Origin of the sequence: Halorubrum rubrum, assembly GCF_024494685.1 — an archaeon.
GTDB classification, from domain to species: domain Archaea; phylum Halobacteriota; class Halobacteria; order Halobacteriales; family Haloferacaceae; genus Halorubrum; species Halorubrum rubrum.
The window spans coordinates 84,878-111,362 of record NZ_JANHDM010000013.1; the positions used below are offsets into that span (position 1 = coordinate 84,878).

The 26,485-nt window shown below is 60.0% G+C and carries 23 protein-coding genes; 2 read left to right on the forward strand and 21 right to left on the reverse strand.

The genetic code is table 11. The features are described 5' to 3' along the window. The first annotated feature begins 75 nt into the window (after positions 1-75). The gene (locus NO889_RS13950) at positions 76-336 is read left to right on the forward strand and encodes a MarR family transcriptional regulator (protein ID WP_379787757.1); all 261 of its coding nucleotides are present in this window, start codon (positions 76-78) and stop codon (positions 334-336) included. Positions 337-338: 2 nt separating this feature from the next. Here NO889_RS13950 and NO889_RS13955 read toward each other — a convergent pair whose 3' ends face one another. The 20 genes from NO889_RS13955 to NO889_RS14050 all read right to left on the reverse strand — a co-directional run bounded on the left by NO889_RS13955 (position 339) and on the right by NO889_RS14050 (position 23,654). Then, entirely contained in the window at positions 339-848 is a 510-nt protein-coding gene (locus NO889_RS13955) for a PIN domain-containing protein (RefSeq protein WP_256412839.1), read from the reverse strand. Beyond that, positions 845-1,441 carry a DUF7437 domain-containing protein gene (locus NO889_RS13960; protein WP_256412840.1) on the reverse strand — a complete coding sequence of 199 codons (597 nt, stop codon included), beginning with the start codon at positions 1,439-1,441 and terminating at the stop codon, positions 845-847. The genes NO889_RS13955 and NO889_RS13960 overlap by 4 nt, the downstream gene beginning before the upstream one ends. A 49-nt stretch (positions 1,442-1,490) precedes the next feature. Then, positions 1,491-1,826, reverse strand: coding sequence for a DUF7558 family protein (locus tag NO889_RS13965; RefSeq protein WP_256412841.1), 336 nt, complete (start codon positions 1,824-1,826; stop codon positions 1,491-1,493). Next, positions 1,826-2,116 (reverse strand): DUF8069 family protein, encoded by a 291-nt coding sequence (locus NO889_RS13970; RefSeq protein ID WP_256412842.1) that lies wholly within the window; start codon positions 2,114-2,116, stop codon positions 1,826-1,828. The genes NO889_RS13965 and NO889_RS13970 overlap by 1 nt, the downstream gene beginning before the upstream one ends. 73 nt (positions 2,117-2,189) lie before the next feature. Continuing rightward, positions 2,190-2,735: a hypothetical protein gene (locus NO889_RS13975; protein ID WP_256412843.1), complete on the reverse strand. Its 546-nt coding sequence runs from the start codon at positions 2,733-2,735 to the stop codon at positions 2,190-2,192. A 181-nt stretch (positions 2,736-2,916) separates the two neighbouring features. After that, positions 2,917-3,357: a DUF8030 family protein gene (locus tag NO889_RS13980; RefSeq protein WP_256412844.1), complete on the reverse strand. Its 441-nt coding sequence runs from the start codon at positions 3,355-3,357 to the stop codon at positions 2,917-2,919. A gap of 697 nt (positions 3,358-4,054) precedes the next feature. Continuing rightward, positions 4,055-7,765 carry an NACHT domain-containing protein gene (locus NO889_RS13985; protein ID WP_256412845.1) on the reverse strand — a complete coding sequence of 1,237 codons (3,711 nt, stop codon included), beginning with the start codon at positions 7,763-7,765 and terminating at the stop codon, positions 4,055-4,057. 250 nt (positions 7,766-8,015) lie between these two features. After that, complete coding sequence (locus NO889_RS13990; protein ID WP_256412846.1) at positions 8,016-9,539, reverse strand: primase-associated protein; 1,524 nt, start codon at positions 9,537-9,539, stop codon at positions 8,016-8,018. Beyond that, positions 9,536-10,420 (reverse strand): bifunctional DNA primase/polymerase, encoded by an 885-nt coding sequence (locus tag NO889_RS13995; protein WP_256412847.1) that lies wholly within the window; start codon positions 10,418-10,420, stop codon positions 9,536-9,538. Before NO889_RS13995 ends, NO889_RS13990 begins: the two co-directional genes overlap by 4 nt. Further along, a complete protein-coding gene (locus NO889_RS14000) occupies positions 10,417-14,241 on the reverse strand; it encodes an ATP-binding protein (protein ID WP_256412848.1) in 3,825 nt (1,274 codons plus the stop codon). The genes NO889_RS13995 and NO889_RS14000 overlap by 4 nt, the downstream gene beginning before the upstream one ends. Further along, on the reverse strand, positions 14,234-16,468 hold the full coding sequence (locus NO889_RS14005) for a VirB4 family type IV secretion system protein (RefSeq protein ID WP_256412849.1): 2,235 nt from the start codon (positions 16,466-16,468) through the stop codon (positions 14,234-14,236). Before NO889_RS14005 ends, NO889_RS14000 begins: the two co-directional genes overlap by 8 nt. After that, positions 16,452-17,573 (reverse strand): TraC-like domain-containing protein, encoded by a 1,122-nt coding sequence (locus NO889_RS14010; RefSeq protein ID WP_256412850.1) that lies wholly within the window; start codon positions 17,571-17,573, stop codon positions 16,452-16,454. The genes NO889_RS14005 and NO889_RS14010 overlap by 17 nt, the downstream gene beginning before the upstream one ends. 6 nt (positions 17,574-17,579) lie before the next feature. Then, positions 17,580-18,641: a TrbL/VirB6 family protein gene (locus NO889_RS14015; protein ID WP_159670498.1), complete on the reverse strand. Its 1,062-nt coding sequence runs from the start codon at positions 18,639-18,641 to the stop codon at positions 17,580-17,582. A gap of 2 nt (positions 18,642-18,643) precedes the next feature. After that, positions 18,644-19,501 carry a hypothetical protein gene (locus NO889_RS14020; protein ID WP_379787781.1) on the reverse strand — a complete coding sequence of 286 codons (858 nt, stop codon included), beginning with the start codon at positions 19,499-19,501 and terminating at the stop codon, positions 18,644-18,646. Further along, entirely contained in the window at positions 19,498-21,231 is a 1,734-nt protein-coding gene (locus tag NO889_RS14025; RefSeq protein ID WP_256412852.1) for a DUF8186 domain-containing protein, read from the reverse strand. Before NO889_RS14025 ends, NO889_RS14020 begins: the two co-directional genes overlap by 4 nt. Before the next feature lie 28 nt (positions 21,232-21,259). Then, positions 21,260-21,679: a DUF7985 family protein gene (locus NO889_RS14030; RefSeq protein WP_008364408.1), complete on the reverse strand. Its 420-nt coding sequence runs from the start codon at positions 21,677-21,679 to the stop codon at positions 21,260-21,262. A gap of 6 nt (positions 21,680-21,685) precedes the next feature. After that, a complete protein-coding gene (locus NO889_RS14035; protein ID WP_008364407.1) occupies positions 21,686-21,964 on the reverse strand; it encodes a hypothetical protein in 279 nt (92 codons plus the stop codon). A gap of 209 nt (positions 21,965-22,173) precedes the next feature. Beyond that, on the reverse strand, positions 22,174-22,356 hold the full coding sequence (xseB, locus tag NO889_RS14040) for an exodeoxyribonuclease VII small subunit (RefSeq protein WP_135822919.1): 183 nt from the start codon (positions 22,354-22,356) through the stop codon (positions 22,174-22,176). 2 nt (positions 22,357-22,358) lie between these two features. Continuing rightward, the gene (gene xseA / locus NO889_RS14045) at positions 22,359-23,411 is read right to left on the reverse strand and encodes an exodeoxyribonuclease VII large subunit (protein WP_256412853.1); all 1,053 of its coding nucleotides are present in this window, start codon (positions 23,409-23,411) and stop codon (positions 22,359-22,361) included. 75 nt (positions 23,412-23,486) lie between these two features. Beyond that, entirely contained in the window at positions 23,487-23,654 is a 168-nt protein-coding gene (locus tag NO889_RS14050; protein ID WP_004048632.1) for a DNA-binding protein, read from the reverse strand. Between the two features lie 32 nt (positions 23,655-23,686). Between NO889_RS14050 and NO889_RS14055 the strand changes: the two genes are divergently transcribed. Then, complete coding sequence (locus NO889_RS14055; protein ID WP_256412854.1) at positions 23,687-25,030, forward strand: competence protein CoiA; 1,344 nt, start codon at positions 23,687-23,689, stop codon at positions 25,028-25,030. A 43-nt stretch (positions 25,031-25,073) separates the two neighbouring features. Here NO889_RS14055 and NO889_RS14060 read toward each other — a convergent pair whose 3' ends face one another. Beyond that, the gene (locus tag NO889_RS14060) at positions 25,074-26,312 is read right to left on the reverse strand and encodes a tyrosine-type recombinase/integrase (RefSeq protein WP_256412855.1); all 1,239 of its coding nucleotides are present in this window, start codon (positions 26,310-26,312) and stop codon (positions 25,074-25,076) included. Positions 26,313-26,485: the final 173 nt, after the last annotated feature.

Sequence of the window (26,485 nt, forward strand, 5' to 3'; positions counted from 1 at the left end):
TCAACTGTAGAAGCGCTACGCTTCGCCACTTGACTTAGCGCGTTCGGGATAGCGTCGGCGCAACCAGAAGCGATTATGCGCTTTGACGCCGACTGGATGTCTCGCGCTGATGACCGCATTCTGGAGCATCTCTCTGACGATAGCCCTGATACCCCCAAGGAAATGGCTGATAGCGACCGCGTCCGGTTCTCCCGGCAACACATCAACGCCCGCTGCAAGACACTCGTCGAATATGGACTCCTCGTCCACCTCGGCAACGGTGTCTACGACATCACACGAGAGGGAGAACAGTATCTCGCCGGTGAGCTCGACGCGCGAAACCTTGAGGCGAAGTAACGTCAGCTGTCGTCAGAGCGAAGATTTTCGATAAACCGGAAACCATTCACGAACGTCACCGAGTCACCGTACCCTTCACTCGCGAGTACGGTTTCGGCCCCCTCGCCGGCCGCGATATCGGTCGTGTAGATGTACACCTCAGTCGCCGTCCCCGCGCTGAGATGCTGGGCAGCGAGGGCGGCGAGGGCGGCGTCCGCACGCTCGACCTCGTCGGCGGGGCGGTCGTCGGCGTTCGCGATGTACCGCTGGACGCCGTCCATCACCCGCGAGACGACCGGCTCAGAGAACTCCAGTGGCGCCGCAATCGTCGCCCAGCCCTCGTCGATCGCAGCGTCGATAGGTGGTGCCTCGACGTCGGGTTCGTCGACGGTCAGCTCCTCGTACACCCGTTCGGGGAGGACGAAGGTGACGTCGTTTCGGCGAGCGAACCGCCGAACGGCCTGGTAGCGGCTGTTCGAGGGCTGTCCCATCGCGACGAACAGGCCGGTGTCGGCGATGTGGAGCCGGCTCACGCGTCGTCAGCGCCGTCGGCGTCAATGTCCAACTCCTCGAGCCCTGCCCCGGCCTCCTCGATCTCGTAATGTTCGTGGACGACGGGTCGCAGCGCCTGGAGGATCATCTCCGCAGCCAGCGGGGAGATGTCCAGGTCCTCCGCCATCAGCCGGTGGGTCACCTCGCCGCGTTCGCGGGCGACGGCGTAGGTGAGCGCGGTCGCGAGGCCGGCGACGCCGTGGCGGTCGATGTAGGTGTCGATGTCGGCGTCCGTCTCGCGGCGGCCGACGGCGTCGATGAGCGCCGGCGTGATCGTGTACTCGCGGTCGCCTGCGGCCGTCGTCACAGTCAGGTCGATCTCCCGGGCGGCGTACCGGCGTGGCTGTTCGTCGTCGGTGACGTCGACGACGCCGGCGTCGACGAGCCGGTTGACGTAGCTGTAAGCCGTTCCCTGGGCGAGTTCGAGGTCGTCCATCACGTTCTGAACGGTCGCCTCCCCCTCCCGGGCGAGGTACGCGTACAGCTGGGCGAGCTGTGGCTCCTCGAGGAGGTCCGCGACCGAGAGGAAGTCCTGGACGATGTCGCCGTCGGCGCGGTTTGAGGTGCGTGACACGATTCGGTCTTGATTACAGTTTACAGCGAACCAGTAATGAGTGTTTGGGTCACTCTGCCGGCGTCGCGACGAGATGCTCTTCGAGGTCGCGCGTCCAGTACGTCGCGAGTCCGCCCGGACTACAGCGGGCGCAGAGCTGCAACGGGCCTTCCAGATGCCCGAGTTCGACCCGGAACCGGGTGAGTGCCGCGAGCGTGTCGACGACCAGCCCACAGCCGTCACAGGCGACGTGACCGCGAACGTCGGGATCCGGTTCCGTCTGAATCGCGCAGTCGACGCAGATTGGGTGGGTGACCCGTTCGTCCTCCTCCCAGGTGTGGGCCTCGCCAGTCTCGGTGCCGGGCGGGGCGTCGCAGAACGCGCAGCCAGTGAGCGTCTGCTGCATCACTCGGCCTCCGCGTCGGCGTCGCGGCCGGCCATCCAACCACGATGGAAGACGGCCAACTGCGTTGTCGAGTCGAACGCGGTGCCGCTCGGCTCGTGAACCAGAACTTGGTCTTCAGGAACCGGAGTGACGACGTCCGTGTCGATGAGGTCCTTGACCAGGTTCTGGGCCGTCGTGTCGTCGATGTCCGCTGTGTCGACGCTGGTGGCGTCGCGGTCCTGGGCGAGCTGTTCTTTCTCGAACCGTTCGTAGTCGCGACTCGTGTCGTCGTGCGGATCGGGACCAGGCATAATGGGTCAGGCAGCGCCCGCTGTTGCGCGCTGCACGCCTCCTGGCGCAGATAAACAGTCAGGGCCGACAGTATCAGTCCGGTCGCGGGTCTCGATAGCCGATGACGGCGACGTCGTCGATGAACAGGACGCCCTTCATGAAGTCGAGCTTGGTCAGGCTGTGCTGGTAGAGGTTATGCCGACCAAGGTAGTTCACCGGCACCACCAGACAGCCGAACTCGATCTTCGGCCGGCCGTCCTTCTGGGTGCGGTACCCCTTCTGGAACTTGAGGAGGTCATCGCTGACGTTCTTCCGCTCGCTCTTCTCGACCTCGATTGCGATGCGGGCGTCGGCGTCGTAGAGGTCGACGCTGTAGTTAAACCCCTGATGCGACCAGAGCTTACAGTTCGGGTTGTAGCCGCCGGCGGCGTCCCCTTCGTACTCGTACTGCGAGAGCTTGTCGGCGATCGCGGCATCGAAGCCGCCGACCTCCGTGTGTTTCGTCGACCCGCCGAAGACGCTTGCTGGGACGGCCTCGACGGCTTCCCGAATCGACGCCAGCGCATCGTCCGGAAACACCTCGGACGAGGTTTGGGTACGGCGCTCGCTCAGTTTGGTGACCTCCTCGACGACGACCATAATCACTCTCGACGAACAGTGCGCCGATAAAACCCGTCGCGACGGCCGTTCGTGCGGGCCGGCCGCCAGGATACACTCACTCGAGGGACAGGGCGGTGGGTGGGGCGAGGGAGTGGATCCAGCCCCAGCGTTAACCAACACTGTGTCGGTATCGGCCGGAGATGTTGGTTAAGTCTAGCCGCTACGGTGTCTGGAGCTCTCGAACTGGCTTCACGACGAAAGTGTCTGGCTCGCTGGCTGCTCTCTCACCTGACCGCTCCGCCGGCGTCGAGGGCGACCGTGTGAGCTGAGTGATGAGTTCGTCGCGAACGGTTCGTCGAGGGACGGTGGTCTCGTGCCAGCCCAGCCGGTCGGAGAAGTGCCGCTTCTGGAACTGCTCGCCGACGTCGTCGGCTGCGACGTACTGCGTCCGCGTCGACCGCCCGACCTGCCGTGAGACGAAGACCGCGCTCACGGCCTCGTGCGTGAGCTCGACGAGAGTACACTCCACGAGGGCGACGACCGACGCGTGATCCCGGTCGGTCGGAACCGTCATCTCGAGATTCGCCCACGGCGCCTCATCGTCGGTGGTAGTTCCTGCGTGATCCGCTGCTCGTTCCCTGCTGCGTTGTTCCGAAGCCATCGTCTATCGGGGGCGCGTGATGCGCCCCGCCACCCCCTCGCGGGGCAACAGACACCACCGGAACGCACCCTGTCAACCTATGCGCTAATTCTGATACGTTCGTGAATCCACTTTCCCTGTGACGGCCCCTCGGCCTGAGAGAGCCGGCGGCCTTCGCACACTGCATATCGCCTCTTTCTTTGGACAAAAACCGCGATATGCAAGGCGAAATAACGCGCTCAAAATGCAGAAGAACCCCGTCGGGCCGATTTGAGGCTGTAAAAAGTACCTCGACGAGTTCCGGGATGATACTTTAACCTCAAAAATTGCTCGACGACGGGATAACGAAGGTAATTTCGGACGTATCTGGATACCCGGGAACCGCTGCTTCCCCTGTTGTATATCTCTCGAGGCTCTTCGGCTCGGCACCTCGAATCGTGAAATACCCTCTATTCCCTCGATTCCGGCCGTGTTAGCCGCCGAAAATTGCTCGACGGGAGTTCAGAAGGACTTGATTCTAGTCCGCAGTATAATTTTCGACATACTGAGAGGAGTGTGTCTGCTGAAATCTACCGAACTTTCACAACCGGCTTGCTGAATATAGGGGATAGGTGCAGAAGCTGCCGATGTTTGTTCGCACCTCTGGTTGAGAATCGGCGGTAAATTAGATGTACACAGTCAGCAGGTGGGTAGCCGGGTTTCTGCTCATTACTGCTCACTAATTACCGATGATTTCGTGATATGAGAAAACCTCCTTATTGATGTGCTCATAGTTGTTATGTAGCTCAGATAATTCATCAGATCTCGCCTGAAGTTTTTGATGATCCAAAGTGCGTTCACCCCAAGGAAGCAGAGCAATTGTCTGCTCGGTCTCCTCAAGATACTTTTCTAGCAAGTCCTTACGAAGATACAGTAGCCAAGAATCGTACCGTGCGTTATCGCATTGGAATTCTCTATAGATCGTAGCCCTGTTTCCATTTAAATCAAATAAGTCGAATGTATCATTATGATTAACCAAATCTAGATGTTCACACAGCGCAGGTGCAGGGAACCTCATCCCACTTACTTGATTTAACTGGCTGTGATGGGACTCCCAGGCAAAGACGTGTACTGGGACCTCTACCTCCACGCCGTTGCTACTACCTCTGTGAGAGCCAAAAGCTTGCTCTACGTTTCTTTTTGCTGAACCATCGTCTTCACGGAAATAGGGGCCGTACCGATCAGACCATGGGATTTCACCGGCGTATGTGTAGTAATCTTCTGGCGTATCTGGAATGTTTCTATTTCCTGGGTACTCAGTTTCTCGCAGTTGCTGTTTCAACCCAGAAACATCTTCCTCAGAGATTAGAACCCCTCTCAAGAAGGTAAATATCCTAAGTGCATCCGAGGAAGCTTGTCGAATCGTCCCATCAAGCAATACCCAAGGCCCATCCACACCATCGACCGTATCTTTCACAAACAACTCTTCATAACTCGGGTTAGGGCCACCCGAAATCCACTCACAATACTCCGAATACTCCGTTTCAAATAGCTCAGGTAACTCAGGCCTCCACTCTTTCGTTTTATTCGGAAAGCTCGGATCGATATCGCAGTCCGGCGGACGTATCTCGTCTTCATAAGTTGGCAAAATACCCTCATCCACACGTTTTCCATACATCTCAAAGTAAGCAATCCAAGAGTACTTCTTCCCGTAACGATCTACTTTCGTCTCATCTCTTCCCCGGTTATTTCGCCGATCAATTTCATCATCAACTGACTCAAAGTCATCATACGAATATCCAAGATCCCGAACCCGTTTTTTAATCTGTTTGAAAACAGCTTGATACTCGGGATGATCATCGATATAGTTCCCCCTGTCTGGCACTAATCTGCCGACAGTATAGTTACTGAAGTCCATATGGAACGCCGGTTCAACATCTTCGAGGTCATCCTCATCAATCGAATCAGGGTCTTGGAACGGCGATTCAATTTGATCTAACGGAGGGTCGGTCAGCTTGGCCTCATCCTGTGAGACACAACCCGCGTCTACTTTCCTAGCAAGCTCAATGACCCCTCCAGCGTACTGCCGTGACAGGATATGTTTGGTGCCGTCATCCGAGTCCTCCTGAAACATCCTGTCAACCAGTTCTCCTGCAAATCCGGGAATTTCATTCCTTAGAGTATCTCCATCCGGGTCTGCCCAGAGCGACATTGCAATTCCATAGCAACTTGCTAGCATCCGTTCTCGGACATAAGGGTCATTAAAAGAGAAGGTCCGAAGGGTCTCTTCAAAGAGGAGTCCAGGATGGGCCAGTCCCACTAAGTACAGTTTATGCGTAACCCGATCCCGAAGATATCTATCTGTAGTTGTAAGGAGGACAGACAGTAGGGTAATCGCATTCTGCGCTGTGTTTTCGGAGAACTCGTCAACCGGAGCTGTTTCCACCCATTTTAGAATTCTGTGGACAGTTGAGTAATCGGTTGTTCGCCGCAGATATTCTGACCACTGTCCATCGCGTTCAGCCATCTCCATATCATCCAAGTATCCATACAGCCGATCCGCATCATACGGGTGACCGGGACGAGATGCAAGACCAACCAAAACATCAAACGTTTCTCTCTGAACCCTTTCGTCTAACTCTTCCAAGTAGAAACTCACCAGATCGTCAGTCTGTTCGGTGAATGAGTCCGAGCTCCGCCAATACAACCCATCTAAGAATATATCTTTGAGCGGTGCGCCATATCTCCGCTTCTTTGGAATGTAGAAAGCGAGTTCCCGCTCATTGTCCGGAATATCATTGACCCTCTTTACTCGTTGAGGGAACTCAACCATAATCGCCTCCGCTAGGCCCGGTTCGGCAAAGCGGCGGTTATCACCCTCTAGATCGAATAATTGTCCTAATGGCCTATTCACGTAGAAGCTTCGCCGCACAGCAGTTTCCGAGTCGGTATTGAGATGCTCTGCTAATAGGTGGCGTGCAATAATGTGGTCTCCAAATCGTTGATACGGAAACCGAACAACCTCCGTCGTCCCTTGATTGCGGTGGAGTGTTTCAGCCAGTAAACCATCGGAAATCATTCGGTCAAGTAAGTCCCACGCTTTTGGCTCTGGGAGAGAAGTTTCGTTTTTGATTGCATCAACAGCATCTTCTTTCGTAACGAACTCCTCCATCTCATCAGCCATGATACCAGCAATCCCTGACCGATGGGTAGGACCTGTAGAAGTCCCCTTCAATATTCTCCAACAGGCCTTTCGGCTAAGCCCGTAGTCAGCCTCGATATCTTCTCCTATTTCGCGAGCGAAGTGTTCCAAAATATCCGTCATACTTCGCTGGCCGGAGGCAACACTCCTAAGGTAGCCCTGCTGATCAGATTGATCTCTTCGAGTTATCGCCTCACAAAGGATCTTTAGAAAGAGGGGACGCGAGAATTCTGGTGTCAGTAGTGGTACGTGGGGTGCTGGAACATCATAGTAATCAAAGAACTCAATCTGTGCATCGAACTCATTCTCCTCGAACCCACGGTGTTCAACCTGAACAAGATGGTTTTCGGCCTTGCTCGTTAAAATCTGCTCGTCGAACGGAGTACGACAACTGAGGGCCAAACCGACATGAGAGTAGTTTTTAACCTGCTCAGCGACGGAGGCTAACTCATTTCTCCACAGTTCCCGATCAGCTTCGTTTATTCCGTCAATCAGCAAAAGTGCTCTTTCCCCAACGTCTTCGCCAAGTGATTGTAGTTCGGAAAGCAGCTGCTCTGGACTTGACACTGAGTCAATTAACTGGCAGATACCTTCAAGCGGAGAATCATCATCTGGAAGGGTTTCTGCTAAAACAAGAAGGGTTGGAAGCTCCGAATCCATCCTTATTTCAGCAAGGTCACACAAAAAGTGAGTTTTACCAGTTCCCCATTCCCCCTTGAGGAACAGGGCCTTGTCCCGTAGTAGAGGTGGTCCCGGCCCCTCGACAAAGGTAGATACACTCTCCAAAGATTGGGCCAGGTTCTGATTAAGCGATATTTTATTGTTTATGTCTCGCTGATTCCCCTCACCTCCCTCCCGATGCCGAGATCGCAGCTTCTGGCTGACTTTACTGGTCTTGTCCTTAGCAAACCTTGTGGCACGCGTAAGCTGACGGAGTTCAGTCTTGTCATCACTGGGTGATCTGTTTGATATCGACCTCAGAAGTTCAACCACCCGATCTGGTGACTGTTTCCGACGCCTGAACGCGTCTCTTGCTTCCTCTGGTGCTTTATTCCAGTCTTCCTCCAATTCTTCAGCTAAACCGGCTAGCCGCTCTTCCAGCCTATTAGAATAAGCTAACGCATCGAATGGCTGTAGCACTTCTGAGACTTGTATGTTTGGAGCTTCAGGATCAATCTGAGGAGTATATCGAGCGCCGGCGTGATTGATCTGTTGCTTATTGACTTCATTGAGATCGGAGTGCTCCATTTGGTCTACCTGACTCACTCTGATTTAATAGTCTTTTTTTAAGGTGAACACTCTTCTGACGCTTGTTTGAAGGTTTCTCTTACGATTGCGATGAGGAGTATCCCTTTGCTGTCGGTCATCTCAACTCCGCCGCTGATTTTATTCTCTCCACTTTGCGATTCAACGCGATGGTCGAGCTGCTGTCTCTATTCCACAAAGTCGCCAGTCCTATCACAATATAAGGGTTCCACAGATTCGGGTAGTCTGTGGTTCAGAATTGCTCAACAGAACCAGCTGATTCCGCCTCTACCTGCTCGTACATCTCATCCGGGAACGGGAGGCTGCCCCAGATCGAGTAGGGACACTGGTCCTGGCCGATACAGTAGCGCTGCAGATCGTCGTTATCGCAGTTCATCGGCAACGGCGTGTCGCCGTCGATGGTGTTCGAGAACTCGTAGCGGACTTGGTACTCAGTTTCCTGCTCGTCGTACCACGGCCACCTGGAGAAGACGTCCTTGAGATCCGCGACGATTTCGTCGAGGCTGCTGTCTTGGTACTGCGGCAGCCACATCACCATCCGTGCGAAGTTGTAGAGATCCTTCCGGACGGGCTTCTTCTCGTGCAGCCGCTCCTCCATATTTGCCATACAGGGGAGTTCGAAGAGGTCCTCGATCTCTCGCACCTCGATTTGTTCGGCGCCGGTTCCGGCTCGTCCGATTCGGTACGTATTAACGCGCCCGTCGCGGTCGATGGTGACGGCGGAGTGGGACTCGTGGTCAGCCAGCGTCTTCGCGAGACTGCTCGGACTCGATATCCAGTCCGTTACAGAGGATTCCCACTCGTCCTCGGCGTCGTACGCCGTAACCGCTCGATAGAGCTCTTTCGCCGTGTGGAACTCACCCGTTTGCGCCACGTCGTCGGGTGCGTCACTCAGGGCCCGTCGGAGGACGCGGATCGTCCGTTCCCCACGGTCCCAGTTCCGCCAGATACGCTCGTGATGGCCGGTCTCGAGGAAGCGGTCGATCCGCTCCGTGATCGCCGACTCGTTCGTGGTCAACCACGTCAGCTGGTCGTCGGAGAGGCCGTCTTCTTGCACCCGCAGGAGCTTCTTGAACGCTCGCTCAGCGTAGTTCCGATACTTACTGTCGAAATCACCGACTGGGACGTACAGCTTGTTGTCTTTCACTCGCGTCAGTATCTCCCCGCCCTCGCCAGCTCCCGTCGCCGGCTCGTCCTCCTGAACAAGGCATTTGCGTGACGCCGCCGCCATCGGGATTTCGAGGTAGAGGCCATCCCCGAACTCCGGCATCTCCGTGATGCCCGTACAGACCCGGCCCGGGTGCGGGCCATCTTCACCGGGCTCCTTGCTGTACAGCACGTCGGCGATGTCCTGTTGGAGCAACCCATCGCCGCGGGCGCGAATGAGGGAGGCGAGATTGTTGACGTACAGCTCCCGGATATCGTAGAGCACCTGGATGTTCCGGGGTGACGCGTGCTCGAACTTCGGGTGTTCTTTCACACAGATCGCACTCAACGTCGCGAGCACGGCGAGCGTCCCCGGCTCGTCGACGAACGGCTCCTCGGCGGCGTCGGCACGAACCTGTTCTTTGAACGCTGCCGTCCCGAACCGCTCGACGTCGTTCACGAGGTCCTCGGGTTGGTCCTCGCCGTCGACGACGTATCGGTTGTAGCCACGCGTAAACAGCTGGTTGATACGGGTTTCACCGTACTCCAGCGGTAGTGCCGCAACCCGATACGTCATGTCCTCGTCGTCGGTGGGCGTACTCGGACTCATTCGTCGATCACCTCGGGTGTCGCCGACCGAACGTCGAACGCCGGGCTCTCGATGGGTTGGACGATGCTGCAGACGTCGGCGTGGAGTGAGTAGGGCAGGCGGGCGACCCGCCGGCGGTCGGCCGTCACGACGGGGTCGATGGGGATGTCGTACGTCTCGAGGAGGAGGTCGTTCAACACCTCGCGACTCTGCTCGTCGTATCGGTGCGCCGGGTCGGTATCCAGCAGGTAGACGTGGACTCCCTGCCCGCTGTAGACGACCATCGTCTCCTCGGCGTCGAGATCGTCCTCGAAGATGTCGCGCAACTCGAACCCGTACTCGATGGCGCGGTCGATGTCTTCGAAGGCGTACGGATACCCCTCGGGAGCGGCGTCGAGGATACCCGCAGCATCGAGAAGCGCATCGTCGTCCTGATCCTCGACATCCGCCGACGCCAGCTCCTCCGCTCTGTCTCGGGCGATCTCTTTCGCGTCGATATCGACGAGGAGGACCCAGGGTCGTTCCCAGTGATCCAGTGCGTAGTAGACGGCGTCGGGCTGTGGGTCCGGTTGCTCCAGTACTTCCGGATCAGCGAGTGCGAACTCGTTCCGCCCCAGCGGGTCGTTGCGGGCTGGATGCCGAATAAACTCGACAATGTCCTCGAAGTCGTCGAATTCGGGCGTCGTTCGGTCGCCCGACGCATCTGTTTGCCACGTATCCCGCCGGATGAAGTCCTTGTCCGGCACCTCGTCTTTGCGAACCGGGTGGGACTCACGGAAGGCGATGGCGTACTGTTTCGGGCCGGTCGCCGTGATGAATTCCGGCAGGTCATCCAGATAGCCTGGGAACTCCTCGGCGTAGTAGGCGTAGATCTCCTCGCGGGTCGCCTGTCGCCAGGTCATTGGTTGAGTTCTTGATCGAGATTTTTGAAGCCCCGAACGGTGGTCAGGCCCGCAGCATCGAGGTCGTCGACGGCGTCTCTGATGGTCGCGAACGACCGTGCCGCCCGCCCGCTGACCCGCTCGTCGATCCGATCCGCGTCGGCAAGGCTCTCCAGGACGTCGAGTGCCGTCTCGCGATTGTTGAAGGCCCAGATCGCGTCGGTGTCCACCGCGCTGAGTTTGTCGTAATCCTCGACCGGGGCGTGCCGGTTGTTACTCGCGAGCTCTGCTTCGCCGCCCCAGACGAGATCGCCGTCCTCGTCGATGCCGGCCACGTCCAGTACGGTGCCGTCGTCAGTTTCGTAGTACGGTTCCACGCGAACGACGTCGTCCCGCTGCTGGAGCCAGAGCTCGAGGAGCCGGACGCCAACCTTGTGTGGCGTTTTCTCGCCGAGATCGCCCGCTCCTGGCCCCGCCTTCAATTCTCTCCCGAGGAGGTCTCGACCGTCCGGGAGGACGGTGTAGTACTTGCGCCCCGCCGCGGAGTCCGCGTCCAGGAGGTCCTGCTCGGTTAGCCGCTCCACATGGAGGTCGTCGTATTCGTCCCGGAGCTGGCTCATCCTGTCCAGTAGCGTGTACTCGTCGTCCTCTCGGTTCATCACGTCGAGGACCCGATTCAGGAACCGGACGTCATCACGGCTGAGCCCGCGTTGTTGGAGTTCGTCATCGGGGACGGGCACGCTGCTTTCCTGAACGGGCGTTGCCCCGTTCTCCGGCTGCGTTGCTTGGTCACCAGCTGGGTCCTCGTCCGCCTCGGTGGTCTGCCCGAACAGGGGGCTCATCGCTGCCTCGTCTCCATCTGGGTCGCTGTCCGCCTCGGGCTGCGTGGTCGACGTTGATGCGTCTTCGGTCGTCGATTCGCTGATGAACGCGGATTGCGTCGGGTCGGTCGCTGCATCGCCGTCGGCAGCCGAGCCCGTCGTTTCACCCCCCGAACTCCCCCAGCCAGTCTCCTCTGGGGAAGTGGTCGACTCAGTCGGCTCTGTCAGCCCGTACTGGGCCTGTGTCCGCTCGACCATTCGTGGCCGGGACACGGACTCAAAATGGTCTTCCTGGGGCTCTGTGAGCGGCTGGTCGCTTTCTGGATGGCCCGGCGCAATCGGGAGCGGCTTCAGCGAAAACGGTGGCGGCCCAGTCTCGCCGAACGACGGACTCGGGAGTTGCGCAATCCACTCACCACTTGGGAGCGTGTTGATCCGGTTGCGGAGTTCGGTCGGAGAGAGGTCCTCGTGGGCAAGCGACTCTGCGAGGTCGCGCTCGATCGAGATGTTGCCGATGAGCTTCGTCTTGATGTTGTTCAGCACCTCGTCGTAGGCCCGCTCGTTCCGGTTCCGCACCTGTTCAGGGAACTGCATCACGAGCCCCATACTCAGCCCGAACGACCGGCCCTGCGGCAGTAGCTGCTCGGAGACTAGTTTCGTCGACGCGACCGGCGCCGCCTCCTCGATGATGAGGTTCGTGAGGTTCTCGTAGTCGGTCTGGCCATCGCGACGGCGCACCTGCACGGCGTCCCAGAGGTTGCTCAACAGCAGGAGTGTGATTGCGCGCTGTGCCTCCGGCCGGAGGTCGCCGAGGTCGAAGATGATGGTAGCGTCTTCGTCGAGGAACTCGCGGAAGTCGAAGCGGTTGTCGACGTACTCGCCGGCGTCGTTCTGCTCGGGGACGTGGCTGAAGATCCGCCGGAGATGCGCGTCCTCTTTGAGCTTGTCGAGGCGGTTCCCGACGGCGTCCATCGACACCTGGAACTGGTGGTTGTCCTTCGCGAAGTGGCGCGTCAGCGATTCCTCGATGTTCTGGTTGTCCGCTGAGACCGGGGGAATCGTCTGGTCGCGCTGCATCCGGAGCGCGGCGGCGAAGAGGTCGTCCAAGCCGAACACGTCGCTCCCGTACTCCTCGTCGAACAGCGCCTTGATCAGATAGCTCAGAATCTCGTTCGCGACGAACGCCTGCCCGTACTGCTCGCGACCCATAATCATCCGGAGGATGTCGTGGAAGTGGTCGACCTTGTCCTGAATCGCGTCCTCCCGGTTGCGACCGGCCTCGAGCGCGGGCCGGATGTCGAAGAAGGAGAACGCGGGGATGGTCTCCGGGACGCGGAAGTGGTAGACGTCGTCGAGGCCCCCAAATCGTTCGTAGTGACAGCGCAGGTAGTTCTCACACATCCCGTCTCCCTTCGGGTCGACGAGGACGACGGGGCCACCCGTCGACTCGCGAAGCGAAAGGGCGTCGTTGATGATGGCCTTCGACTTCCCGCCGCCCGTCGACGCGAACCGGCCGTAATGCGTCGGCAACAGGTCCGGCGGAATCCGGATGGGGTCCGGCCGTGGCTCACCGTTCTCGTCGAGCGCGTAGCCGATGGCCATCCCGTCCTGGAACTGCTGGATCAGGTCCGGATTGGGCCACGGGAGCGGATTCCGACTCTGCTGTTCGGCTCTGGTTCCCCGCGTCCCCTCGACGGTCAACTGTTCGGAGGAGGGGACGAGGACGAAGTTCGCGAGCTCCGTCCCACAGAGAACCAGCTCTGGGCGGGTCTTCCCCCGTCCCGTCGTCAACTCGCGATTGAGGAGGCGCTGGAGAGCGGCCCGTGCCTTCTTCTCCTTCGTTTTCTCACGAAAGCCGCTGTCCCGAAGGCGTTGCCCCTCGACCTCGTAGAACGGTCCATCAAGCGGGTCGAACACGGGGAGGAGCGAGTCCATCCGGGCATCGAGTCCGTCGCGGGTGTCGTTGGTGGGGACGCCGACGGCCCGGATGTTGACCGTGAACGACCGTTTGGCGTTCTTCGCGTCGATGTACTCGATTCGCTTCTCGACGGCCTCGCTGAGCTGCCGGTCGTCCTGATCGCTCCGCTGGTCCTCGACCTCGAGCAACGACCCGACGACCTCCTGGAAGAACGTATCCCGGCCGTCGACGAGATCCTCTTTCCGCACCTCCGCGTCGGACTGCCAGCTGGCACGCCGTTGAAAGACCACCTGGAACGCGGTCGGCGCTGTCGCCTCCATCAGGTGGTCGATCAGCGACGCCAGCGCCGCGCCCGGTTCGTCGACGGACGAGAGGCCGCCGTTCGTTTCCTCTGCCGTGAACGGCGTCAGTGAGGTCATCCAGTCCTGCTTCCGCGACGCGGCGCCACACCACCGGACCCCGAGCGGCGAGACGGCGTCTTGGGCCGGGCGCGCCAGAATCGTTCCCGCCGGTGTCATCGTCGGCTTCTCGATGGCCCGTCGCTCTTCCCCGTCGTCTGGAAGCGCATCGGGCGGCGCTAGTTCGAGTGCTGAGTCCCCGACAGTAACGTGATGATCGGGGACGCTCGTGGCTGCTGTACCGCCGTCGACAACGGGGTCGGCTTCGGCTGCCTCGGAGTCCCCTGATTCCTCGTCGACGATGTCGTACTGTTCTGCCGGGTCAAACTCGTACTGCAGCCGCCCGGCCTCGTAGTGGTCGACGAACTCCTGCGGTGTGAACTCGACTGGCTGAATGAGCCGAGCGGCGACGTCGACGTCGACGCGCTCGATGTCGAACGTGGCCGGATAGATGGAGCGGAGGCGCTTCTCAAGCGTATCGAGATGGGCATCGGCCCCGTAGAAGAACTCCACCGGGTCGTCCGGGCCATCACTGATCGCGAGGAACTCGAACCGGGGTGGTGTCTCACTGTGGAGTGGGTTCAGCTTCGCCCCGAGGCCCGACGAGCCAGGCGTGGTCAGCTTGTGGAGGCTGTCGAGGACTCGGGGGATACTCTCCGGGTCAAGTCGCTCTGATGTCGGCGTGACGCGCAGGTACTCAGCCATCGTTGGTCCCCTCCGTTGACCCGCCGTCTGGCTCAGCCTCGACGGCGTCTGATTCCTCGTTCAGTTCGCTCGTTTCGTTCGTTCCGTTCGTTGCTCGATGCTCGAGCTCTTCCTGGAACTCCTCCATCTCGGTATCGACGGCGTCGTCGCCGGCGCCGGGCAGCGAGGACCGAACTTGGGAAGTCGGATCGAAGTCGATGACCTGCTTCTCCTTGGGCATCGCTTTGACCTGAATGCCGCGCCACTCGCCGTCGACGCCTACCAACGCCTCGGAGAAGCCGGCATCCTCGTTGCCCGGCACGGCGTCCTGGACGAACCGCATCTGCGCGTAGTTCAACCCGAACTCGTCGGCCCACTCCTCGTCCATCCCGTCGAGGCGGTGGAACTGCTTGACCGCACACTGGTCCAGAATGGCCTCGCTCTCGGCGTGCTCGAAGAACTCGTCGACGGTCTGCGTGACCAGCCGGATCGAGAGGTCGTGGTGCCGGTGGTGGCGGAACACCGTCTCAAGGAACGCCAGGCTCGCGGCGTCCTGCATAATGTAGCGTGCCTCGTCGATGTAGAACACGACCTCCTTCTCCGAGACTTTCGCCCGCTCGTACACCAGCGAGATCAGGAGCTGCATCGTCAGCGCCGTGCTGCTGTCGACGCTGCCCTCCTGCTGGGCGAGGTCGAGGTAGATGACCTTCTCGTCGCGGATATCGAAGTCGGACTCCTGGCCGAGGTTGCCGTGCCGACCGTCGTCCTCGAAGGGGCGAAGCTGATCGAGGAGCCACGTCGCGTCCTCCTTGATCTTCCCCGCCTCCTCGTCGGACCGGACGACGAACTCCTCAGGGTCGTCAACCATGTCCTCGAAGACGTCCATCATATCCTGAACCGTCGGACTCGGGTTGTCGTGCGTCGAGATGTCGTCGGTGATGCCGTTGCGCTTGTACGCTCGCTTGAGCCCGAGTTCGAGCGTCGTCCGGCGGTCACCCAGCGAGATGCCCCGCAGCGCGAAGAAGTTGGTGAGGAAGCTCATCGCGTCGTCGAGCTTCTCGTTGAACGGGCTCGCGTCCTCGCCCATCGCCCGCTGGACGTGCTCGGGCGTCTCCCGAATCTCCAAGGGGTTCAGGCCGAGCGTCCCGCCGACCGTGATGCGTTTGGCATCGAGCGCTTCGGCGACCCCCGCCCAGTTGTTCAACGGCTCGAGGATGATGCCGATACGGTCCTTGCTCTGCTCGATCGACCGGATGAAGTTCTGTTTCGAACTGAACGACTTCCCGGAGCCGGTGTCGCCGACGGTGAACATCGCGTACCCGTTGTCCCGCGCGAACGGGTCGATGACGACCGGGCTCTGGTTGTCTTTGTGAATCCCGAACTCGACGCCGCCCTCCTCGAGGATCGTCGCGTTGTGCGGCGAGGACAGCAGCGCGCCGACGGCGCCGCCGAGCGCAATCGACGTCCGCCCGAACTCGTTGTCACCGATGGGTGCGGCGGACTGAAGGGCGAGATCCTGCCGGCAGATCGCCGTCTTCGGCGTGAGGTTCGCCGGGTCGTCGCGGAGCGCGCTCTTGACCTTCTGGACGGCGTCGCGGAGGTCCTCCTTCTCGTCGGCCCGGACCGTGATGAACATCCCCTGGTCGAAGACATTCGCGCCGTTCTCGACGGCCTTGTACGTCGCTGCGGCCTCGTTGGCGCGTTCCTGTAGGTAGGCACTCCGCACGCTCTGTTCAAGGTCAGCGTCCACCTGAAGGTCGTCAGCGATATCCTGCAGTTCGTTCCGCGCCCGCTCCTGGTTCTTCGGCGTGATGTGGGCCGTCAAATCGAACTGCACGTCCGTCATCTCGAAGAGCTCGGAGAGGTAGCCGTCGTTGGGGTAGTCCGGGTAGTCAGCGATGTACAGCGTCGTCGTCCACTGCTCGCCGACCCATGCCGCGCGCGTCTCCCACTCAATCGCCGCCGGCGCGGTCACCGTTTTGTGTGACTCGGCGATGTCGTCGAGAAGTTGGCGTTCGGCCGCGCCCTGTTCGATGGTCTCCTCGTCGAGCAGATCCGAGAACTCGACCTCTTCCTCGTCGTCTTCGGTGTACCAGTCCCAGAGGAGTTTCCCGCCGATACCGACCAGTACCGTGAGCAGGATGTAGAGGGCCGCCCCTTCAGCTGAGGTCGGATTCGTGAGCCACTCTGTGAGCTGGCCGACGGCTCCGCTGCCCGTCTGGAGGACGAGGTTACGCATCGTAGTCATCCTCCCGGCGCGAGTGGCCAATGATGGGTTGTTCGCGAACGACGCGCTCGGCTTCGTCGTAGTTGTGTTCGCGGCCGTTCCAGAAGTCCATATTCAACACGAAGAGTTCGACCGTGCTGAGCCGCCGAGCGGACCACCCTGAGGCCTGCTGGATGAACTCCGACCGCACGTCGTTGACTCGGCTGTCGAGCTTCTCGAACATCTGTGCGCGGCGCTCGACGTCGGTGAGGTCCTCGCGGCGGGTTACGAACGGGTTGAACAGGAACCCGACGACGGGGAACTGCGTCAGCTTCTCGGCCGGTGTCCCCTCGTCTCGGAAGCGGTCATAGACTTCCAGCGGGGTGACTTGGACGCCGATGTAGTACCGCATCTGCTGGATTCCACGGTCGCGCATTTCTTTCGGCCGCGTCTCTCGATACTCTTCGAGGAGTTCCCGGAAGATCGGGTTTTCTTTGACATCTTCGTCGTTCAGGCGGTCTTCGATGTTCTCCGTGATCTGTTCGACCGGGAACGAGCGGGTCGTCGCGTGGAGTTTGAGCTTCGAGTCCAGTTCCTTGTTGGCGAACTCCTCGCCGGCGTCTTGTAGCTGCGCCCAGTCGTCGGACATCGCGAAGTCCATGTTGCCGGGGTCGATCTCGATGAACGCCTCCATCGTGCCGTCCGCGCGCTGGATCGCGCCTGCCCCCGGCCACGCCCGTTCGATGTTCGTGAGGTCCTGCGTCCGCTCGTCGGGCTTGAACGGTGTGTAGTTCGCGAGCCCGCCCTCGTTGCGCTCTGTTTCGTTGGTGCTACTGTCGGCTTCCTCCGGGGCGCTGAACGTGATCTGGGGGCGCTTGATGTAGCGATAGACATCTTTCGTCCACGTCCATGCGTTCAGGTGGTCGGGCGAGACGTAGACGATCGCGACGCCGAACCCGAAACCACCTGCGACGAACGGCAGGGCGAGTGATTCGATGCCGGTGAGGCCGGCGATGAACAGGCCGACGATTGGGAAGGCGATCAGGACGCCGACGTCGCCTTCCTCGATGTTGAGGTAGGGGATGCGGCTCTCCTCACCGAACTGGTCCATGATGCGCCGTGCGGCTGCGTCTTGGTCGATGGACATGGATTGTTAGTAGCTTCCAGGATCGTTCTCGGTCCGCCGGTAGGACGGCGTCCCGCTGTCTTCGTCGCTATTCGCGCCCCGGGCTGCCGCTTTCTGCGCCACAGCGTGTCCGGCAGCGGCCTTCGGTCCCCATCGGGCCGCGGTCGTCGCGACGCCGGCGCCGCCGATGTAGGCCCCAGCGGCGACACCGCCGATGAGGGCCGCTCCCTTCGTCGCACCACCGAGAACCTTCGCCGTCAGCGGGGTCGCGTACTTGAACGTCTTCCAGGTTAGGTAGAGTGCAATCAGCGGAAGCGAAGCCGCGACTAGATACCGCAAAAACGGACTACTCGGAGCAATGGCGTTCTGAGAGTACAGCAAGTCGTATCCTTTGAACACCACCGCTGCAGGCAGAGGCAGGACCGCTAACGGGACGAATTTCTTACTGAACCCCATCGCGATATCCGAGAGCACGGGAATGTTTCCGTAGGCCAGCGCGAACGCAATCGGCATTCCATATACGTAGACGTAGAGCAAGACTTCGCGAATGTAGTAGAGTGCCTCCAACGCCCACATTGAGAGTCCTCCAATCAGTGCGAATACGAGTGACAGTCCAGGGTTTGTGATTGAGACTTCGAGCAAGTTGAGCATCGCATCGCCCAGAGAACCCAGACTCGGCATCAGGGCGATAGTGAACCCGTCCACGATATAGAGTCCAAGAATACTGACCCAGTACCAGCTGATAATCAGAAACGCGCCGACCCAAGCTGTTTTCTTGGTGCGCCTAGCCTCGTATGCGCTCCCAATATTGAATATACGGATCGTGTGACGCCCCTGAACGCACATCACGAGGAGCAGCAGCGAGATCAACATGATCTCTCCACCTACAAGCGCGTCCTGAATTGACGGCCAAGGAGCATTACTGGGCTCTCCGAAGACGAATGCACCATCCGTCTCCGGCGTTGGTGTCCCGAACATCTCCTCGGTGAGGGTCTCATAGCCGGAACGCAGGCCGTCCATGAAGAGGCCGACAATCCAATCGACGACCTCTTTGAATCCCTCAAGGACGACGTCGATTAGATCAACCATGGTCAAGCCTCACTGATGGAAATTTCGCAGTTATCGGTTTCTTGGGAGCCTGAATACTGGATACTGTACGTTTTGGTGACTCGGTCCCCACCAACTCGCGTCTCGAGTATTAGTTCAAACTCACCGGTTTTCGACTCCTCCGAACAGGACGTGCCTGCTCCAGGAACGAAAGCGAACGGCGAGCGTGAACTATAGAGCGTAATTTGCTCCCCCGGACCGATAATGACCTGTTCAACCTCGGAGTCGGATTCCGGGTCGTAAATCCCGCTTACGTCTTCATCATCGACATAGTTCGTCCCCTCTTGGTCGGACGGATAGGGGACATCACCGATGAAGAGCAATTTTGTAACTGCATCGGGTCCAGTCCCCTGGTTTTCGAGGGTGACGAAAGCCTCTTCTTCGATTTCGCTTTCTGGTCCATCCCACATCTCTTCAGGCTGGTTTCTACCGATGCCCATCTCGACGATCCCGAGGTTTGGCTGGACTGAAAGCGAGCTTTCACCAACTGTTTCCTCACCACTGAGGGCTACTATTTCGTACTCGCCAGGAGTGTACGTTGTGCCGAGATCAAATGAGACTTGTTGGGAACCTGCAGCAACCTCCCGCTGTCCGAACAGTTCGCCGTCCGGTTGAATGAGGTTGATCTGGTCGAACTCCGAGTCCGAATCGAACTGGACTATGAGTTCTGTTCCTTCGACAGTCACCTGCCGGAACACACCAGATCCGCCTCCTGGACTTGAACTACCGTTAGGACCGGTGCTTCCGTTGCCATCCATACAACCGGCCACGCTCGCAAGAGCGGCGCCGGCGACTGTTCGGAGGGCGGTCCGTCTACTGAGGTGGGGATTGTCCTGAGTCATGGGTTTTGTCCGAAGATGTCTTCTGGGCCGAGCATCCGCAGGAGGCGCTTGCCAGCGTAGAACATCACGAAGAACGGCAGGAGCTGCCAGCCAACCTCGAACACTAGCGCAAACCAGCCGTCTATCGTCCCGAGTGGGTGCCACCGGGCCGTCGCGGTATCACTCACGTACGCCGGGTCGTGACCGAGCCACGAGCCCGGATGGTACCGAGCCGTGTAGATGCCCGGTTCGTCGATGGTCACGATCGCCACCCCCGAGGCGTTGGTCTCGACGCGCTGATCCGCGACCGTGATGTACCCGTTCCGGGTGGTGCCGCCGATTGGATACTGACGGCTATCGTCTAGCGCAATCGGCGCACCAGTTTGATTGTCCCGCAGTTCGACCCTGAGCGTCGCTTGGGACTGATTCTGCTGGATGACCTCGACAGTGAGATTGCTGCGGCGGAGCTGCCGCTCGGAGCCGGCATCCGGCTCGACGATTGACGCATTCACGCCCCGGACGATGCCCGCAACGTGCAGCGCCTCTCGATCGACGTTCTCAGCTCGAACGGCGACGCCGTACGTCGTCGTGTACGACTGGTTGACGATGTCGATATTGATGTTCTCACCAATGGTCCCGACCGGTGACGGGCGGTCAGTCCCCCAGGTCTCGATGAGTTCCGGTCCGTCTCGGACCGGCTCGGCACGCGGCCCGATCCGCGAGGGATAGGCATGGACGTACACCGGAATCGCGTCTGACTCGACAGTGGCGCTATCCGTGCGATTCGACCGGACGAGCGTGTCCCAGTTGGTGTTCCGAGCGGTGTAGAACCGCCAGATGCCACGGACCCGTGCCTCACCGTCCTCCGTGAGCGTGTACCCCTGCCACGGCCGCGACTGGAAGATGGCCACACCGGCGTCGCCGTTCGGATACTCGGCGTAGTAGGGGTACGCCGAGAGATCGTAGATCTCGACGGCGATCGAATCGGAGACGTTCCGTGTTTCCGTCCGGTAGGTGACGTCGACGTCCGTCCGGTCACCCAGGTCGGTCCTGACGGTTTTCTTCAGCCGGACGCTTATCTCCGCTTCCAGCGTGAGATTCGCACTCCAGTCGTCCTCGATCTGGTAGTCGAGGGCAGGCGTATGGGCCCCGGCACGCTCGGCGATGGTCTCGCCGTCCTTCTTCAACCGTACTTCTTCGATCTCGTGCTCCGTGAGCGACCACGAGATCGTCGTGTTGCCGGAGGAACTCCCGTTGGGGACGCGAACGCGGTAATCAACGAACCCGCGCATCGTCCCATTCGGTGCGATGTACAGTGGGGTTTCACCGGACTCGAGGTGGCCACGAGTAGAGGGCTGGACCGCGAAGATCGTCGTGTGGGCATCCTCGATGAAGACGCCGTCCTCGAGGTCCGCGTGCGGTGGATGTACGGACGTATCTGGGCCGCCGGCGTCGAGGTCCTCGAAGTCGTTCCGCGTCCACGTCGCCGCAGTCGCCGGCGGTCGTTTGAACGTAATGTCCGTCCCGTTGGCGACCTGATGGACGGCGGAGCGGTCCTCGCCGTACCGCTGGCGGTACTCCTCTTGCGTGATGTAGTTGTCCGCATCACGTGACCACAGTGTCGCCGACTCGTTTTCCGTGAGCCCGTTCCCCTCCGTACCCGGTCGCGGCGGGTCAGCGGCGACGATACCCGTGACTAGGCTCGTCGCGAGCAAGCCGGCCATGAGCACGGAGAGCTCTCGATGGTTCATAGGGCTCGCAACGGGGACTGTGGGGTGGTTACCAGGGGACGAGGTCGACGCACTGCGCCAGCGGGAGGCCCATCATCGACCCGGCAACCGTATAGAGCGGGCCGAGCACGACGAGGACGACCGCGGACTTCATCGCCGAGCGCTTGTGGCGCTTGAGGCCCTTCTTCTGCTCGGGATTGAGGGTGAACATCTCGATGAGGGAGTCAGCCTGCCAGACGATGGCGAGGCCGACGATCCCCAGCGCGGTGGTCAGCTGGAAGAACCCCTCAATCATACTCGGGAGGTTGTCTGCGCTACAGACCGCGTTACTCTGGGCGGCGACCGGCTGGACAGCGAACAGGCTCAGGAGGACGACGGTGAGCGCTGCCTGTCGAGGGATCTTCCCGGTCAGCGGTGACTGGTTTTCGACGCTACGCTCAGGGTCGGAGGGAGTCTGATCCTGTGACATAGCGGGTTAATCGTCAGTGGCGTCTCCAGCCGTTGGCTGGTTCTGCTGCTCTTCGACGAGCGACTGGAGGTCGTCGAATCGGTTGGTGTCTTCTGCGATCTCTTCGAGCGTGTAGCCCTGCTCGCGGGCCCGTTCGAGGAGGTCGCGGAGTTCATCGGGGTCAACACCGCGGACTTCCATTTCCTCGCGGAGGGCGCGGCGATAGAGGGCGGAGGCGTTGATGTGGTCGTTCCACATCAGGTACAGGTCATCGATGTCCTCGATGGTGACTGACCTCGTAATCATACATGCGGGTATGGGTATGCACCGGCTGAGTCCCGGTACATATTGGCGCGGTAGCTGGATGATGCCTAAATGCTTTCTGGCCAGTAATAACTGCAAATTTGTTGAGTAAATTATAACCAAATTACTTGTTGCCCTCGTAGAAAAAGACTTAACCAACACCTGCCGAGTACGGTGGGGGGTCTGTTGGTTAAAGCTGAGAATCAGATCGCTTATTCGAGCTCCACAACTTCTCCGCTCCCCTCGTCGAGGATCTCTCGCACTTCGGCCAAGAGTTCCTCACCTTCCTCGTGGAGTGCAGTACCTTCATCAAGGTCGCACTCGTCCGCATCGAGCTGTTCAATGATCTCCTCGACGCGACTCAGTCGATCGTGGATTTCGGAGTCGTTTGCCACGGTTAGATCACCCCCAGCCAAAGTCCGGTGATGACCAACAACAGCAACAGCAGCACTACGATGGCGACCTTGTAGTAAATCGGTGGGAGGCCCTCGGGTGCGGTCGCTTCATCGACTGCTTCGGCGAGCTCCTGTTCGTGTTCGTGGTCCTGCTGGAAGGTCTCGTACGCGGCGTCGAGCCGTTGCTCCAGCGGCTCGATCTCACTCGCGAGGAACTCTTGGCGGGAGTTCACGATATACTCGCCGGCAGCGGTCGGCGTGATCGTCGCGACGTCCGCCACCTGATCCGCGATGAGTCGGTCATCAGTGTGTCCAATCGCGGTGACCACCGGGGTATTCGCGGTGAAGATCGCCTCCGCAACCCGGTCGGTGTTGAAGGCCTGGAGGTTCGAATCGCTCCCACCGCCCCGACCGACGATGATGGCGTCGACGTCCTCCGAGCGGTCGAGATGATGAATGCCGTTCGCGATGGACGTCGGCGCGTTCGACCCCTGGACGGTTGCGTCCTTCACCAGGATGTCGACGGTGGGGTCCTGTCCGTGAATCGCGTTCTGGATGTCGTACCGGGCGTCTCCTCGAAGGGACGTGACGACGCCGACCCGCTCCGGGAACGCCGGCGGGCGCTGTTTCTGCTCGTCGTCGAACCAGCCACGCTCTTCGAGTTCGCTTCGCAGTCGCTCGACTGCAGCCGCCTGGTCGCCGTCGCCGACGACGATCACCTCCCACGGTTTGAGGTCGATCTTCCCACCTTCGACCCAGTAGTCGATATCGCCCTCGAGGATGACTTCAGTCCCGTCCTCGAGGTCGGCGTCCATCTCCCGGTAACGGTTCGCCCAGATCATACAGGGGAGCTCGGCCTCGCCGTCGCTGAGCGTGAAGTAGAGTGCCGTACTGTTCTTGTGGAGGTCAGTGACCTCTCCGAGACAGCGGACGCCGTTGAGGGCAGGCGTGTCCTGGACGACCGACGCGATCCGGTCGTTCAGCTGGGACACGCTAAGGACCTCTCTCGCATCGGGTTCGACCGCCTGCCGTTCGGTATCCGGTGCGTCCGCCATCTCCGTTTCCTAACTTCTGAACAGGAACCTCAAAAAGCTACGTTCGAGTGGCGGGGTTGGCTGCGTTACGCAGGCCTACAGGTCGCGGGGCTGGACCGTCTTCCGGTCGTTGGCCTCAGCACGCTCTGCGGCGTCGTCGAGCAGTTCGGCGACCTCTTCGTTGAGGGCGTCGTAGAAATCTGCCGAGACGTTGTGGTCCGAAAGTGCGTCCTTCACGGCTGCTTTGACGATGAGGTCAGACATTCCATCGCGGACTTCTCCCGTCCTCTATATAAATGTTCAAAGTTCTCAAGTGGTCATCTGAGTGGTCCTCACAGCTCAATGGCGTCGTTTCGCTTTCTCGGTCCAGATCCCTGAAGGGAGATTACTTGATTAATGAAGTGTACTGTAGAGATATGCCCTTCCGGGGTCGTCTTGATGGTCAGCCTGTCGTCCCCGCCATTATCGACGATGGGGAAGCCGTCACCTGTCCGGTATGCGGCGGGACGATGTACCCACGATCGGCGCCGAGCAAGTCTCGACACTTCTACCACGTATCAGATGACGCCAGCCAGCGCTGCTCGAATGGTGGCGAGTCGGAGACCCACGAACGCGCAGTCGCCCGTGTCGAGGTCGCTCTGCACCAGCAATTCGGAGAAAACGCCCGCATCGAGACGGAGGTAGACATCGACGTGGCCGATGTGCCGACACCTGTGACCGAACGCCGGGCCGACGCACTCGCGACCTTTGACGATTGGAACCCTTATTTCGGGGAAGGGCTCGCCGTTGAGGTACAGCACAGCCACGAGGACAAAGACGTCCATCAGGTGACGCATGACTACTTGGCCGCTGGGTACTCGGTCGTCTGGATACGCGCAGCAACAGTCCTTCTGGATACGTTCAACTACGATACGATCGGTGCCGAATTTGAGCAAGACGACGGTTCTGGGTACGCCCAACGAACGAGCAAAGCGAGCCGATTTACGAACTGCCAAGCGCTCCTCTACAACGGCGAACACGCGTGGGAGCGTGTGCCGCCCTATGCTCATCCTCGCGGACAGGTTGACCTGATTACGTACGATATCTGTACTGCCCAGGGTTGCGAGCTACGCCGGCTTCACGAGTCCGACGGCAGTTTCACCTACATCGCGAGCGACGAGCACGGCCCTGACTTTCCTCTGAAAGCGCTTAAGAACGCGATTGTCCGGGAGTACGACCGAGATCCGTTCTGGAAGTGGGCAGGAAGCCAGTACCACTCCGCACAGGTGGAGAAGCTGCTTGCGAGACGACCTGAGATAGAGCGCTGCCGTGGGCCGAAGGGGTTTCACGAATGGGGGCGGCGAGAAACGCTCTGGACGAACCATTCTGACCAGCCGTTAATCGAACTCCGCGAGTGTATGTACTGCCCCGTACGGTTAGTGACGAACCACCGAGGGCGGTCAGGACACAGTACATTCTGTCTCTACGGTCGAGAGCCTGATCTCGACTGGGATGACGTGTATTTCCAAGCCAGCCCTCCCGAGTGTGATCACTATCTCTACGACGAGGACGCGATCGAAGATTACTGCCCCAAGTGCGGGGCGACGATGGAGACTCCCGAGACTACTCTCCACGACCACACAAGTTGGATTCCTCCATAAACGGGAAGTCAGTCACTCATCCAAGTTCGTCTCGTCTCCTCGTTCACGAACGGTTCAGAGAATCGACTTCGTTGAGTGCTTCCGTCGCCACATCACCGAGTTCGCCGGCCTCGATGTGAGAGTACCGCTCTCGAACCATCTCTTCGGAATTATCAAGATATCGAGCCGCAACTGTATACCCAAATGCACGGACGAGGACTTCACCCATCCCTCGGCGACCGCCGTGCGGAGCAAGATAATCGTGTTTCGGATGGTCGATGTCGATCCCTGCGGCCTCCGAGAGCCGTTTAAGAATCGACCGTGCGCCGTCCGTCGTGATCGACGGCGGCCGAATATTCTCATCGAGCGCCAGCAAGAGGTCCCGGGCGCATGCCTCACGTCGCTCGTCGATTACTTCTGGGCGTTCCCCTCGTTCGGCTAGCTCTTCCCGGACGAGTTCTGCGAGCGTCCGTTGGTCGAACGTCGGAAACACCGGCCAGCGGTCCGTCGGCGGGTCCACCAGCTGACGGTAGCTCTGCAACGGAGAAATCACCGGATCGGGAAGACTCGCGGCGTCCCACTGCTGTTTCTTCCGGTAGACGTCCATACTCCCGTCGTCGAGGGAAAGGTCCTCCCAGCGAACGCCGCGCCGGCGTGGGTCATTCGGGTCCCGGAGGAGTTCCCCGACCCGGACAGCTGTGTACGCGAGGACGAACACCAGCGCCCGGTCACGAGCCGCCTTCAGCGCCGCGTAGCGCGCTCGCTGCTTGTCGATGGGGTCAGTATCCTCTGGGAGTGTCGTGTACGCCTCGACGGCGTCGCGAGCCCGTTTGTCGACGTGGCGGGTGAGGGCGTGGCGTTGTTCGGACGTCCAGGCCTGTTGGTCTCCGGGCTTGCGGCCGTCGTCCTCCGGTAACGGCGCCATCGCACTGGCCCGCTGCGCGTAATGCGCCTCGAGATATCCCTCGTTGACACACCAGCCACACCACGCTGAGATATAGCGGTAATAGGTTTGTACTGTGTTCTGCTTGAGTCCCCGATCTCCACCGAGATGTCGGGCGTACTCCCGGAAGACGCGTTCGTCGAGATCGTCGAAGGTCGGCTCGCGGTCGACGTCGTCGGGGACGATCCCGGTCCAGTCGTCGGCGCCGCGGTCCCCGGCGGCCCACTCGGCGAACCGCTCGAGCTCGCGGGCTGCGTTGCGTCGATAGTTCCCACCGTCGCCGCCGCGGCCTTTCCCCTTGTCCTGGAGGTAGCGCTCAAAGCTGTCGTCGAGCGACGTCGAAAGCGCTCGATCAGGCATCCACCGGCCCTCCACCGTCCTGCAGGCCCGGTCTCGGTGCCTCTACCCTGGGGGAAGCGCCGTCGTGAGGCGGTTGCAGCATTCGTGCTTCACCGACGGCGTCGGGGTACTTCAAAGTGGTCGTGATTACCGGCGTAATCACGACCAGACGTCTATTTGCCTAAAGTTCCGGA

What these genes read in the sequence shown, in the direction of transcription:
- NO889_RS13950 (WP_379787757.1), top strand. Translation starts at nt 76, where the DNA reads ATGCGCTTTGACGCCGACTGGATGTCTCGCGCTGATGACCGCATTCTG.
- NO889_RS13965 (WP_256412841.1), bottom strand. Translation starts at nt 1,826, where the DNA reads ATGCAGCAGACGCTCACTGGCTGCGCGTTCTGCGACGCCCCGCCCGGC.
- NO889_RS13970 (WP_256412842.1), bottom strand. Translation starts at nt 2,116, where the DNA reads ATGCCTGGTCCCGATCCGCACGACGACACGAGTCGCGACTACGAACGG.
- NO889_RS13975 (WP_256412843.1), bottom strand. Translation starts at nt 2,735, where the DNA reads ATGGTCGTCGTCGAGGAGGTCACCAAACTGAGCGAGCGCCGTACCCAA.
- NO889_RS13980 (WP_256412844.1), bottom strand. Translation starts at nt 3,357, where the DNA reads ATGGCTTCGGAACAACGCAGCAGGGAACGAGCAGCGGATCACGCAGGA.
- NO889_RS13985 (WP_256412845.1), bottom strand. Translation starts at nt 7,765, where the DNA reads ATGGAGCACTCCGATCTCAATGAAGTCAATAAGCAACAGATCAATCAC.
- NO889_RS13990 (WP_256412846.1), bottom strand. Translation starts at nt 9,539, where the DNA reads ATGAGTCCGAGTACGCCCACCGACGACGAGGACATGACGTATCGGGTT.
- NO889_RS13995 (WP_256412847.1), bottom strand. Translation starts at nt 10,420, where the DNA reads ATGACCTGGCGACAGGCGACCCGCGAGGAGATCTACGCCTACTACGCC.
- NO889_RS14000 (WP_256412848.1), bottom strand. Translation starts at nt 14,241, where the DNA reads ATGGCTGAGTACCTGCGCGTCACGCCGACATCAGAGCGACTTGACCCG.
- NO889_RS14005 (WP_256412849.1), bottom strand. Translation starts at nt 16,468, where the DNA reads ATGACTACGATGCGTAACCTCGTCCTCCAGACGGGCAGCGGAGCCGTC.
- NO889_RS14010 (WP_256412850.1), bottom strand. Translation starts at nt 17,573, where the DNA reads ATGTCCATCGACCAAGACGCAGCCGCACGGCGCATCATGGACCAGTTC.
- NO889_RS14015 (WP_159670498.1), bottom strand. Translation starts at nt 18,641, where the DNA reads ATGGTTGATCTAATCGACGTCGTCCTTGAGGGATTCAAAGAGGTCGTC.
- NO889_RS14020 (WP_379787781.1), bottom strand. Translation starts at nt 19,501, where the DNA reads ATGACTCAGGACAATCCCCACCTCAGTAGACGGACCGCCCTCCGAACA.
- NO889_RS14025 (WP_256412852.1), bottom strand. Translation starts at nt 21,231, where the DNA reads ATGAACCATCGAGAGCTCTCCGTGCTCATGGCCGGCTTGCTCGCGACG.
- NO889_RS14030 (WP_008364408.1), bottom strand. Translation starts at nt 21,679, where the DNA reads ATGTCACAGGATCAGACTCCCTCCGACCCTGAGCGTAGCGTCGAAAAC.
- NO889_RS14035 (WP_008364407.1), bottom strand. Translation starts at nt 21,964, where the DNA reads ATGATTACGAGGTCAGTCACCATCGAGGACATCGATGACCTGTACCTG.
- xseA (WP_256412853.1), bottom strand. Translation starts at nt 23,411, where the DNA reads ATGGCGGACGCACCGGATACCGAACGGCAGGCGGTCGAACCCGATGCG.
- NO889_RS14050 (WP_004048632.1), bottom strand. Translation starts at nt 23,654, where the DNA reads ATGTCTGACCTCATCGTCAAAGCAGCCGTGAAGGACGCACTTTCGGAC.
- NO889_RS14055 (WP_256412854.1), top strand. Translation starts at nt 23,687, where the DNA reads ATGTTCAAAGTTCTCAAGTGGTCATCTGAGTGGTCCTCACAGCTCAAT.
- NO889_RS14060 (WP_256412855.1), bottom strand. Translation starts at nt 26,312, where the DNA reads ATGCCTGATCGAGCGCTTTCGACGTCGCTCGACGACAGCTTTGAGCGC.